11 protein-coding genes are annotated in these 11,191 nt (G+C 45.6%); 6 read left to right on the top strand and 5 right to left on the bottom strand.

Annotated elements, in window-relative coordinates; genetic code table 11:
• Positions 1 to 1,170: 1,170 nt before the first annotated feature.
• Complete coding sequence (locus tag L4D09_RS19390) at positions 1,171 to 1,473, bottom strand: DUF3301 domain-containing protein (RefSeq protein WP_428459175.1); 303 nt, start codon at positions 1,471 to 1,473, stop codon at positions 1,171 to 1,173.
• A gap of 18 nt (positions 1,474 to 1,491) precedes the next feature.
• Positions 1,492 to 2,544, bottom strand: coding sequence for a DUF3549 family protein (locus L4D09_RS19385; RefSeq protein WP_428459174.1), 1,053 nt, complete (start codon positions 2,542 to 2,544; stop codon positions 1,492 to 1,494).
• Positions 2,545 to 2,639: 95 nt separating this feature from the next.
• Here L4D09_RS19385 and L4D09_RS19380 point away from each other — a divergent pair, with 95 nt between their 5' ends.
• The 3 genes from L4D09_RS19380 to L4D09_RS19370 all read left to right on the top strand — a co-directional run bounded on the left by L4D09_RS19380 (position 2,640) and on the right by L4D09_RS19370 (position 4,259).
• Positions 2,640 to 2,960: a YqcC family protein gene (locus L4D09_RS19380; protein WP_428459173.1), complete on the top strand. Its 321-nt coding sequence runs from the start codon at positions 2,640 to 2,642 to the stop codon at positions 2,958 to 2,960.
• Positions 2,961 to 2,965: 5 nt separating this feature from the next.
• Positions 2,966 to 3,712: a tRNA pseudouridine(65) synthase TruC gene (gene truC, locus L4D09_RS19375; protein WP_428459172.1), complete on the top strand. Its 747-nt coding sequence runs from the start codon at positions 2,966 to 2,968 to the stop codon at positions 3,710 to 3,712.
• A gap of 85 nt (positions 3,713 to 3,797) precedes the next feature.
• Positions 3,798 to 4,259 (top strand): flavodoxin, encoded by a 462-nt coding sequence (locus L4D09_RS19370; protein WP_428459171.1) that lies wholly within the window; start codon positions 3,798 to 3,800, stop codon positions 4,257 to 4,259.
• Positions 4,260 to 4,307: 48 nt separating this feature from the next.
• Here the strand turns inward: L4D09_RS19370 and L4D09_RS19365 are convergent, their stop codons facing one another.
• From L4D09_RS19365 to map, 3 genes are all read right to left on the bottom strand, one after another.
• Positions 4,308 to 4,688, bottom strand: a complete 381-nt coding sequence (locus tag L4D09_RS19365; RefSeq protein WP_428459170.1) for a DUF3461 family protein — start codon at positions 4,686 to 4,688, stop codon at positions 4,308 to 4,310.
• Positions 4,689 to 4,760: 72 nt separating this feature from the next.
• Complete coding sequence (glnD, locus tag L4D09_RS19360; protein WP_428459169.1) at positions 4,761 to 7,379, bottom strand: bifunctional uridylyltransferase/uridylyl-removing protein GlnD; 2,619 nt, start codon at positions 7,377 to 7,379, stop codon at positions 4,761 to 4,763.
• 112 nt (positions 7,380 to 7,491) lie between these two features.
• Positions 7,492 to 8,319 carry a type I methionyl aminopeptidase gene (gene map / locus L4D09_RS19355; RefSeq protein WP_428459168.1) on the bottom strand — a complete coding sequence of 276 codons (828 nt, stop codon included), beginning with the start codon at positions 8,317 to 8,319 and terminating at the stop codon, positions 7,492 to 7,494.
• Positions 8,320 to 8,644: 325 nt separating this feature from the next.
• Here map and rpsB point away from each other — a divergent pair, with 325 nt between their 5' ends.
• From rpsB to pyrH, 3 genes are all read left to right on the top strand, one after another.
• Positions 8,645 to 9,373, top strand: a complete 729-nt coding sequence (gene rpsB / locus L4D09_RS19350; RefSeq protein WP_428459167.1) for a 30S ribosomal protein S2 — start codon at positions 8,645 to 8,647, stop codon at positions 9,371 to 9,373.
• 111 nt (positions 9,374 to 9,484) lie between these two features.
• The gene (gene tsf, locus L4D09_RS19345; RefSeq protein ID WP_428459166.1) at positions 9,485 to 10,330 is read left to right on the top strand and encodes a translation elongation factor Ts; all 846 of its coding nucleotides are present in this window, start codon (positions 9,485 to 9,487) and stop codon (positions 10,328 to 10,330) included.
• A gap of 91 nt (positions 10,331 to 10,421) precedes the next feature.
• Positions 10,422 to 11,150: a UMP kinase gene (pyrH, locus tag L4D09_RS19340; protein ID WP_428459165.1), complete on the top strand. Its 729-nt coding sequence runs from the start codon at positions 10,422 to 10,424 to the stop codon at positions 11,148 to 11,150.
• Positions 11,151 to 11,191: the final 41 nt, after the last annotated feature.

The following is an 11,191-nucleotide window of genomic DNA, read 5'->3' as shown; positions in this document are numbered from 1 at the left end:
GTACTAGGATGGTATATCGAACATGGACTGTGAAGGGATAGCCTAGGATAGGCAAAACAGTAAGCAGGATGTTTACTGGTCAGGATGACAAAAGGACCACTTCAGGACGAAGTTAGGGACACCTCCAGGACGGATGATGAGAATCAGGACAGGATGTGCTGATGGGTCAGGAAGGCCAAAGGACAACTTCAGGATGAAGTCAAAAGGACAATGCTGACGGATTACAGCAGTCAACGGAATGATGCAGGGAGCACCATAGTAGCGGGATTGCTGCAAGTAAGACCTAAGGGCGCAACGCAAGTTGCGCCCGCTCTTTTTTCGGCCTCGCTTGTTTCTGCTCCAACTATCCAATTCATACCCCTTATTCCAAACACGCTATTCCAGAACCACTCAAACTTACACACCAGTTATACCTTGTTGTATTTGAATTTACCTTTCTCTCTATCTCTAACTCTATCTCTAACTCTATCTCTATCTCTATCTCTATCTCTATCTTTCTTACGCTTATCTGGCTGCTAGCTTGCCGAATGGTTTTCAGTCTTAATCGCACTAGCTTGTGAGAGATCTCTTACAACAGCGTGGGATAAATCGGGTTCTACGATCAGATATAATCATTCACTAAAGTATAACTTATTGATTTTATGGTGATTGATGTATTCGTGGTTGAATAACTATTTTATTGCAGTGGATTAAAGTTGTTTTGAGGGGTTCATTCTTTTAGTCAAAAGCGTAATCTTATTGGTGTCGGAAGGAACTGACGGAACGGAACAGGAAAAAGCCACGGAGTGGTAGTCTTAGGATGAGACCGGTGTACTAGGATGGTATATCGAACATGGACTGTGAAGGGATGGCCTAGGATAGGCAAAACAGTAAGCAGGATATTTACTGGTCAGGATGACAAAAGGACCACTTCAGGACGAAGTTAGGGACACCTCCAGGATTGGATGATGAGAATCAGGACAGGATGTGCTGATGGGTCAGGAAGGCCGAAGGACAACTTCTGGACGAAGAATTAAAGGAATTTGCTGACGGATTACAGCAGTTCAATGGATTGATGCAGGGAGCACCGTAGTAGCGGGATTGCTGCAAGTAAGACCTAAGGGCGCAACGAAAGTTGCGCCCGTTCTTTTATGGGCGCAATTTGTGATGAGAGCAACTTGGGCTTGGCCGTTAATCAGGCATCCGGTGAGGCGGTACATTAAATGCGACGGGTCTAAACCCCTTCATAACGACATGCCCTTGATAAGCATCTTGCCCATCTGCTGAAAACTCGAACCAATACAGCGTGTGCCAGCACCAGTTTCCATCCTTATCACGCAGTTTGTGTGAGCCTCGGGCTGTATTCAAAAGCTGTAAACCAAGTCGTTCACACCGCAAGTTTATAAACTGCTGTGCCAGCTCGGTTTGTCGGCGTTGTTGCCAAAATAAATAACCGAGCAGCGTTAGCCCTAAAATCCCCAGTAAATTATCCATAATATATACCGTAATCCTTTATGGTTGCTGGCTTCGAGTCTGCTGTTGTAATTTAGCAATGGCTTCAACAAGTGCTGGATTTGCTTGGCTGTGCAGTACTTGCAGCATGATCCCCCTTAGAATAGGTAGCATCACCAAATCAGCAAAGAGTTGGTTAAATAGGGTTTGATCGCCTGTTTCAGCTAAGCGTAACAGGAATAGGCTGGCTGTTTCGGTCGTTGCTAAGCCATTCCAACAACGGCCTGCAATGGCCACCATCACCTCTGGATGGCACAGCTCAGGTCGAGCTAATACGCGCTCTAGCGTTTGGCCAAGCAATGCATTGTTTGCACCTGAAAGCGAACGTAGTAGTGCGCTGACGAGGAAGAGATCGACCTCTTCAGCGGCTATTTCATCGTTAATACGTTCGGCAATACGAGATGACAAACTATCGGATAGCTCGCAATGCTCTAAGCAACCGAGTAGGGCATATAATGGTGTTAACGGAAGATGGTTGAGTGATTTTCGAAGTAGTGTCGTATTGTTCGCTTGCTTCATTCGTGCACAAACATCGGCCAAACCTTGAAGACCAATGCCTTGCCATTTATCCCAGCCAAGCTCACCGCTTAAAAAGTGCTGCGCATGCTCATAATAATGGCTGGCAGGTAGTGACAATTCTTGGCGGATCTGGGCGTGGAAAATTGCCATTTTGTCATCGTTGGGTTTAAAGGTGTATGGGTTTGCTGCGAGTTTTTCCTGTTCTTCTTCGGTTGGCACGGTGTTAAGTGTTGCGCCCATCGCCTCAATAACATACTTGATGAAGTCACCAACAGCAGCCTGCTTTAGAAGGCCACGCTCGTCGAGCGGCAAGCGTAAGAACCAAATCCATGGCGGGGTATTTTTCTGCCAAAACGAGATGGAGATATTAGCATGTTGCTGCAATGGCCATGGATAGGGCTGGCGGTTGTCTTCAACAGCCTTGAATTGTTCAACGTCGATCTCAGCTACGCGGCGACCAAGGTCAAAAATCTTATAATGACAGCCAGCATTGTCTAATAGTTGGGTGAGGGTATGAAAATTATCCATGGACATCTTTGATTACTCCTAAATGGTTCTTTGATTATATGGACTCTGGGTGCGAGATGGTATCCTTGCGCGCCTGAATTCATCGAGCTGGGAGTAAAAAGGTGAATAAGTACCTTTATTGCCAACAACTGTTGGTGAAACTGCAACAGACTATGCAACAACAGCAGCTATGGGAAACAACGGAACCAAGTGCGCAGGCGTTAGCCAGTGTTGAGCCATTTGCGATTGATACCTTATCTTGTGCCCAGTGGTTACAATGGATTTTTATTCCTAAAATGAATCAACTTGTTCAGCTGGGGTTGCCGTTGCCAACTCAATTTGAGATCGCTCCGTACGTGGAAGAAGCGATGAAAGAAATTGTAGGGGGCGATGCCGTTATAACGGTGTGTCATGAATTCGATAATTTAATGAAAGCGAAGTGAGCGCAATGGAACTCGAAATTTTATTCCAAGACGAATATTTAGTGGCGGTGAATAAGCCCGCGGGTATGTTAGTGCACCGTTCTTGGCTTGATAGCCATGAAACACTATTTGTGATGCAAACCCTGCGTGATCAGATTGGTCAGCATGTTTTCCCTTTGCATCGCCTTGACCGTCCTACTTCAGGTGTGCTGATTTTTGGCTTATCCAGCGAAATTGCGGCACAGATGATGCCACTGTTTGCTGGTCGTGATATTCATAAAACATACCATGCGGTCGTGCGTGGTTGGATTAAAGAAGCGGCGGTATTGGATTATCCGTTGAAGAAAGAGTTAGATAAAATCGCTGATAAAAATGCGAGTGAAGAGCAAGAAGCGCAAGAGGCGGTTACTGCTTATCAGCCGTTGGCGACGGTAGAAACCAACATTCCGGTTGGGCGCTATAGCACCAGTCGTTATTGCTTGGTTGAAATGAAGCCAGAAACAGGCCGCAAGCACCAGCTACGCCGCCATATGCATCATTTAAGTCATCACATTATTGGTGATGTTAACCATGGTGACGGTCGTCATAATCGTATGTTCCGTGAAAATTATGATTGCCACCGTTTGATGTTACATGCATCGCGTTTGCAGTTTGAGCACCCAATTACTGGGGAAGCTTTAGATATTCGAGCAACGGTGGATGAGCCTTGGCTACGGGTGATGGATGCTTTTGAGTGGGATAATGCATTAATGAGCCCTGATAAAAAACAATAAATTTGCATCAAACCGTATCAACAGCCACAGTTATTATTAGTTGGTTAACTAAATTGCTTAATCGCACAAAGGATGGTGTTGCATTATGGCTAAAATAGGTGTGTTTGTTGGTTCGGTATTTGGTGGTGCTGAAGAAGTTGCCGAGGACGTTACGCGGTATTTAACTGAGGTTGGGCATCAAACGCAGCTATTTATTGAGCCAACGTTAGAAGAATTTCTGGCTTATCAGCGCGATCTCATTTTAGTGATCACCTCGACCACCGGGCAAGGAGAGATCCCCGATACTCTGCTTCCGCTTTATCAGGCACTCAATGATACTTTTCCGCTAATGCCACAATTACGCTACGGGGTCATTGCCTTGGGTGACTCCAGTTATGGCGAAGATCGGTTTTGTGGTGGCGGACGGCAATTTGATGAATTATTGCAACAATTACAGGCTAAGCCATTAGCAGAGCGTTTAGATGTGGATGCCTGTGTTCATTTTGATGCGCTGGAAGTCGCAATGCCTTGGGTAGTCGGTTGGACTAAGTTGGCGGATGCGGCATAACAGTGACAGAGGAGCCCTGTGCAGGGCTCTTATCTAATTTTGTTTCGATCACTTTAATTTTTCCAGATCAGCTTCGATCTCGGCGATCTTATGGGTTACGACTTGTTCTAAATGACGTAAATCCCCTAATATTTTCTTCTTAATATCAACATCACTGTGTTTACGGTTAGTGACTTGGTCGAGCTCATCAATGATAAACGTTAAGCTACGGTTGATTTCAGTTACTTCCTTGTATTCACGGCTGCTGCTGTTTACCACGACAGTCTTTCGCTGGCGGGGAAATTTAAACTTCACGCTTTTGGCGAATAGCTCCCCTTTTTGCTTAGTAAAATAGATTTTTAGAATGTCATTTGTCGCTTCTTGGCGAAGGCTGTAACGTTCAATACTTTCAGGCTTTTCAATGCCGATACTGGTGAGGTTTGGGTACATACAGGCCTCATAAGGTTATTGGTTTCACTATATTGGAGAAGCAGAAGTGTTTAGCCTCTGCTTAACGTTTTATTATTTTTTCTCTAGCTGAGTAAACAAAGCCTCTTTTAACTGTGCTTGCTGTTCTTCGGTAAGTTGTGTGCCTTCTTGGTTGGTGACAATGAAGAAATCTTCTGCGCGTTCACCAATAGTGGTAATTTTAGCAGCCTGTAGGCTGATATTTTGGCGTGCAAAGACAGCGCTAATCCGAGCCAATAGGCCTGGCATATCCAGTGCAACAAGTTCAATCATGGTTTTCTTACCAGACTTGGTTGGTAAGAAGTGCACCTGAGTTTTTACATTAAAATGCTGTAGTTTGTGTGGTGATCTTTTTTTCTTGCGGTCTGACTTCCAGTGAGTCAGGGCGCTGACTAATGCGCGGCGTACGGTATTATGCCGATTTTCATTGAGTGCTTTACCGCTAGGATCAAGCACCATGAAGGTATCAAGAGCGTAACCGTCTTTGCTTGTCATAACCTGGGCATCATGCACGCTTAAGTTCTTCTTATCGAGCTCTGAAACCACAAGTGCGAATAGCTTGGTCTTATCCTTACAATACACAAATACTTCAGTACCGCCGCGTGTTGGTTTCTTGCTGAGCAAGATCAGCGGCTTGTCATGATCTTCATGATTAAGGATAGCCTCTGCATGCCAAGCAATTTGCTTGTGGGTATGGCGCAAGAAGTAATCGGCTTTGAAGCGCTGCCACAGTACTTCAATGTCACGCGGGGCAAAGTTTTGACTGCGTAATAGCGCTGAAGCCATTTGTTGATTATGGCGGATACGCTCACGTACATCTGGTGGGTTCTCCAGCCCTCGTCGTAACGCTTTTTGGGTGGAGTAATAGAGCTCGGCCAGTAGGGTACGTTTCCAACTGTTCCATAGCTCTTGGTTCGTGGCACAAATATCGGCAACGGTAAGGCAGATAAGGTGATCAAGGCGCTCTTCATCACGAACGGTTTTGGCAAATTCCGTGACGACTTCAGGGTCATATATATCACGACGCTGAGCGGTTACCGACATCAGCAAATGCTGATTTACTAACCATTTCACTAAATTGGCTTCTGGTTTGGATAGTCCATGCTGGATACAGAAGTCGTAGGCATCGACACCGCCTAATTCGGAGTGATCGCCACCACGGCCCTTAGCGATATCATGGAACATCGCCGCAAGGATCAAGATTTCTTTTTTGGCTATTCGCGGATAGGCCTCGCAACAAATCGGGTGCCGCTCGCGATTTTCTGGATCATTAAATTTATTGAGATTCTTTAAGACCCTGACGGAATGCTCATCAACGGTATATACATGGAAAAGGTCGAATTGCATTTGCCCTACTATCTGACTCCACTGGGGGAGGTAGGCGGAAAGTACCCCGTGGCGATGCATAAGGCGAAAGGCTTTCTGCAAGCAGTTCGTCTGGCGAACCAGTTCCATGAACTTATCCCGCGCTTCTGGAATATCGATAAGAAACCGGTTAAGCCGTCGGCGAGCTGTACGCAGTTGGCGTAATGTTGGTGCGGCAATACCTTCGATATCTGAGTTGCGGGCGATGTGCAGGAACATGTCCAAAATTGTTTCAGGGCGTGCTTGAAACAGAGCAGGCTTGGTGGCTTCAATTAAATGGCCTCTAAGCTGAAAATCCTCATCAAGCAGGGTCGGGGCTACCACTGTATCTTGGGGCAGTATTGCTTGGTCGAAAAGCTGCAGTAGCATTTTGTTCAATTCGGCGACCCGGCGCAAAGTTCGGTAGAAATCTTTCATCATCATTTCTACCGCTCGATTTCCTTCTCCGGTATAACCGAGCAGCTCTGCGACAGAAGCTTGATGGCCAAAGGTAAGGCGGTTGTCGTAGCGGCGTAATTCACAATGCAAGGCAAAGCGGATCCGCCATAATGAATCTTGGCACTCCACGAGCTCACGGTATTCGGCATCGGTTAGGAAGCCAAATCGACTCATTTCGAGCAGGCTGGTGGCACCAAAGTGGCGGCGGGCTACCCAACTAAGGGTGTGAATATCACGTAGACCGCCGGGGCTCGATTTTATATCAGGCTCAAGATTGTAGGTGGTATCGTGATAACGGGCATGGCGTACTTTCTGTTCATTGAGCTTGGCTTGATAAAACTGCTCACTGGGCCAAAAATGGCCGGCATTAATTTGCTCTTCCAATTGTTGGAAGATGTCACTACTGCCACATAGCCAGCGTGATTCTTGCAGGTTGGTCGCGACGGTGAGATCTTCCATGCCGATTTGAATGCAGTCGGCGATGGTTCGGACACTGTGGCCAATATCTAATTTTAGATCCCATAAAAGGGTGATAAAAGCACTGACGGTTGTCCCTGTGGCGTCATCAAGGGGCGCTTCACTCAATATTAAAATGTCGACATCAGACAATGGGTGTAATTCACCACGGCCGTAACCACCAACGGCAATCAAAGCGAGTTCTGGTTGTTTAAATAAACCAAAGTGCTCCCATAAACGTTTGAGCAAATTATCAATGTAATGTGAGCGCGTCTCTACCAAAGCTGTTACTGGGGCGTGCTCAAGAAATTGTTGCTTTTGTTGCGCTGTAAAGTGCTCAAGTTCTTGACGCAAATATTCCGGTGAAAAGGCATCGGCCGTATCGGATGCTGGAATGAAGGAAGAGTCTGTCATTGCCGTCCATGCATGTTGTGGAGTCTTGTATTAACATTATCATGGATATTACGATAAATCTTGGATACAAAAAAACCGACCTAAAGTCGGTTTTTTATTGTTGAAGGGTGCTTTAGTTATGCATGACGCGCGGGATGGTTTCGTCTTTGCGCAATGTTAACACTTCACAACCGGTTTCAGTCACCAGTAGAGTGTGCTCCCACTGTGCTGATTTTTTGCCATCAACGGTGTACACCGTCCAGCCATCGCTATCATCGACATCACAGCCAAACTTGCCAGCGTTGATCATCGGCTCGATGGTGAAACACATACCGGCTTTGAGTACAGTACGGTCGTTGTTCTTATAGTGAACGACTTGCGGTTCTTCATGGAACTCGTTACCGATGCCGTGACCACAGAAATCTTTTACAATCGAGAAACGGCTATTGCCATTTTTGATGAATTTTTGGATTGCTGTACCAATTTCACCAAGTTTTGTACCTGGTTTCACTTTTTTCATCGCGAGGTACAGGCTTTCTTGGGCAATGCGACATAAGCGTTTGTCTTCAAGTGACACTTCACCAACTTCGAACATCTTCGAGGTATCACCATGGTAACCATCTTTGATCACAGTGATGTCGATGTTAATGATGTCGCCGTCTTTCAAAACCGCGGGCTTATTGTATTTGCCATTAACGGCTACATCTTGCTCAGCAGGGATACCGTGGCAGATCACATGGTTAATCGACGTACAGATTGATTTCGGGAAACCATGATAATTCAGCGGTGCAGGAATCGCACCTTGCTCATTGGTAATGTATTCGTGGCAGATACGATCGAGTTCTTCGGTCGTCACGCCCGCTTTTACGTGTGGCTCGATCATCTCAAGTACGTTGGCAGCTAAGCGACCTGCAACGCGCATTTTTTCAATTTCATCAGCCGTTTTGATCTTGATGCTCATTCAATCTTCTCTGCATTGACTGTTTTCTATTCTTTACATGTTAACAGTGAGGGCGCTTGATGGAAACCAAGTTTAGGGTGGTTAGTAACATTTAAACTGGATTTCGTTTGCTAAAATATGGTATAAAGCGCGCCGTAATTGGGTAATTAGATCTCGATTTGGTTATTCAGATTACACTTAAACTTTATTATTAATCACTCACACATATCGGCACATCTTCCGGGGTGCTCAAACAATCTTTCGCGAGATTGTAACGTCAATGGGCGTTTTATTGGGTCGGTCAAGATGGGATATGTGGACGCCTAACCCCATAGAGGATTATTCAATGGCAACTGTATCAATGCGCGACATGCTTAAGGCTGGTGTTCACTTCGGTCACCAAACTCGTTACTGGAACCCAAAAATGAAGCCATTCATCTTTGGTGCTCGTAACAAGGTACATATCATCAACCTTGAGAAAACTGTACCAATGTTCAACGACGCTCTAGCAGAAATCAACAAGATTGCTGCTCGTAAGGGTAAAGTTCTTTTTGTTGGTACTAAGCGTGCAGCCAGCGAATCTATCAAAGAAGCTGCAGTTAACTGTGACCAGTACTACGTAAACAACCGTTGGTTGGGTGGTATGCTGACTAACTGGAAAACTGTTCGTCAGTCAATCAAGCGTCTAAAAGATCTTGAAGTTCAGTCTACAGACGGAACTTTCGACAAGCTAACCAAGAAAGAAGCGCTAATGCGTACTCGTGAAATGGAAAAGCTTGAAAAATCTCTTGGCGGTATCAAGAACATGGCTGGTCTACCAGACGCTATGTTCGTAATCGATGCTGATCACGAACACATTGCAATTAAAGAAGCTAACAACCTGGGTATCCCAGTATTTGCTGTTGTAGATACTAACTCTAACCCAGACGGCGTTGACTTCGTTATCCCTGGTAACGATGATGCAATCCGTTCTATCCAGCTATACACTGGTGCTGTTGCTCAAACTGTTACTGAAGCTCGCAACCAAGATATCGTTGTTCAAGCTGAACAAGACGGTTTCGTAGAAGCTGAATAATAACCAGCTCATTGAGCTTCTTAAGTTACCTTGTGTAAACTAAGTATGGTTACCAGGGGCCTCTATCGGCCCCTGATTTTTATATCAAGTATTTAAACTGAGGATATAACGATGGCAACAGTTACAGCTGCCCTAGTTAAAGAACTGCGCGAACGTACTGGCGCAGGCATGATGGAATGTAAAAAAGCGCTTGTTGAAGCGAACGCTGACATTGAACTAGCGATCGAAAACATGCGTAAGAGCGGTGCTGCTAAGGCTGCTAAAAAAGCAGGTAACGTTGCTGCTGAAGGTACAATCCTAATCAAAGACGCTAACGGCGTTGCTGCTCTTCTAGAAGTTAACTGCCAAACTGACTTCGTAGCTAAAGATGTTAACTTCCTAGCATTCGCTAACGAAGTTCTTGACGTAGCTCTAGCTGAGCGTCTAGACATCGCAGCACTTCAAGCTAAGTTTGAAGACGCGCGTATCGCTCTAGTAGCTAAAATCGGTGAGAACATCTCTATCCGTCGCGTTCAATTCATCGAAGGCGAGAACGTTGCTTCTTACCGTCACGGCGACCGTATCGGTGTTGTTGTTGCTGGTAACGGCGATGCAGAAGTAATGAAGCACGTTGCTATGCACGTTGCTGCTTCTAAGCCTGAGTTCGTTACGCCTGAAGACGTACCGGCTGAAGTTGTAGAGAAAGAAAAAGCAATCCAAGTAGCTATCGCTGTTGAATCTGGCAAGCCACAAGAGATCGCAGAGAAAATGGTTGTTGGTCGTATGAAGAAATTCACCGGCGAAGTTTCTCTAACTGGTCAAGCATTCATCATGGACCCATCTCAAACTGTTGGTCAAATGCTGAAAGCTAAAGGTGCTACAGTAACTAACTTTGTTCGTCTTGAAGTTGGTGAAGGTATCGAGAAAGCTCAAGAAATGAGCTTTGCTGAAGAAGTAGCAGCAGTACAGAAGGGTTAATCCTTCTTGCTAAGAACTCCAAAGACCGTAGCCAAGGCTGCGGTCTTTTTACAACTCCATATCTCTATTTGTAAGCCTGGAAGGTAAACTAATGACCACGAATCCTAAACCGAGTTATCAACGAATTCTGCTTAAACTTAGCGGTGAAGCGCTACAGGGCGACGAAGGTTTTGGTATTGACGCGCAAGTTCTTGACCGTATGGCTCAGGAAATCAAAGAACTTATTGAACTAGGCGTTCAAGTTGGCCTTGTTATCGGTGGTGGTAACTTGTTCCGTGGTGCAGGCCTTGCAGAAGCAGGTATGAACCGAGTTGTGGGCGACCACATGGGTATGCTAGCGACCGTGATGAACGGTTTGGCAATGCGTGATGCACTACACCGTGCCTATGTGAACGCTCGAGTGATGTCTGCAATCCCTCTAAACGGCGTTTGTGATAACTACAACTGGGCCGATGCAATTAGCCAGTTACGTCAAGGCCGTGTTGTTATCTTCTCTGCTGGTACTGGTAACCCATTCTTTACAACAGATTCAGCAGCATGCCTACGTGGTATTGAAATTGAAGCAGATGTGGTACTAAAAGCAACGAAAGTTGATGGTGTGTTCACAGATGATCCAGTTAAAAACCCTGATGCTGTTCTTTGTGATAAGCTGGGCTACAATGATGTTCTTGAAAAAGAACTGAAAGTGATGGACTTAGCCGCATTTACTCTTGCTCGTGACCACAGTATGCCTATTCGTGTCTTTAACATGAATAAGCCTGGCGCTCTTCGCCGCGTGGTTATGGGTGAGCAAGAAGGCACTCTGATCACTAACGACTAATTTTCATAGGGGGCTTAAGTGCCCTCTATAGTGACCGAATA

It is taken from the genome of Photobacterium makurazakiensis, from assembly GCF_050336715.1.
Lineage (GTDB): Bacteria > Pseudomonadota > Gammaproteobacteria > Enterobacterales > Vibrionaceae > Photobacterium > Photobacterium makurazakiensis.
The sequence above is the reverse complement of the archived record's forward strand: the minus strand, read 5'-3'. Positions and strand labels throughout refer to the sequence as shown.

What these genes read in the sequence shown, in the direction of transcription:
- L4D09_RS19390 (WP_428459175.1), bottom strand. Translation starts at nt 1,473, where the DNA reads ATGGATAATTTACTGGGGATTTTAGGGCTAACGCTGCTCGGTTATTTA.
- L4D09_RS19385 (WP_428459174.1), bottom strand. Translation starts at nt 2,544, where the DNA reads ATGTCCATGGATAATTTTCATACCCTCACCCAACTATTAGACAATGCT.
- truC (WP_428459172.1), top strand. Translation starts at nt 2,966, where the DNA reads ATGGAACTCGAAATTTTATTCCAAGACGAATATTTAGTGGCGGTGAAT.
- L4D09_RS19370 (WP_428459171.1), top strand. Translation starts at nt 3,798, where the DNA reads ATGGCTAAAATAGGTGTGTTTGTTGGTTCGGTATTTGGTGGTGCTGAA.
- L4D09_RS19365 (WP_428459170.1), bottom strand. Translation starts at nt 4,688, where the DNA reads ATGTACCCAAACCTCACCAGTATCGGCATTGAAAAGCCTGAAAGTATT.
- glnD (WP_428459169.1), bottom strand. Translation starts at nt 7,379, where the DNA reads ATGACAGACTCTTCCTTCATTCCAGCATCCGATACGGCCGATGCCTTT.
- map (WP_428459168.1), bottom strand. Translation starts at nt 8,319, where the DNA reads ATGAGCATCAAGATCAAAACGGCTGATGAAATTGAAAAAATGCGCGTT.
- rpsB (WP_428459167.1), top strand. Translation starts at nt 8,645, where the DNA reads ATGGCAACTGTATCAATGCGCGACATGCTTAAGGCTGGTGTTCACTTC.
- tsf (WP_428459166.1), top strand. Translation starts at nt 9,485, where the DNA reads ATGGCAACAGTTACAGCTGCCCTAGTTAAAGAACTGCGCGAACGTACT.
- pyrH (WP_428459165.1), top strand. Translation starts at nt 10,422, where the DNA reads ATGACCACGAATCCTAAACCGAGTTATCAACGAATTCTGCTTAAACTT.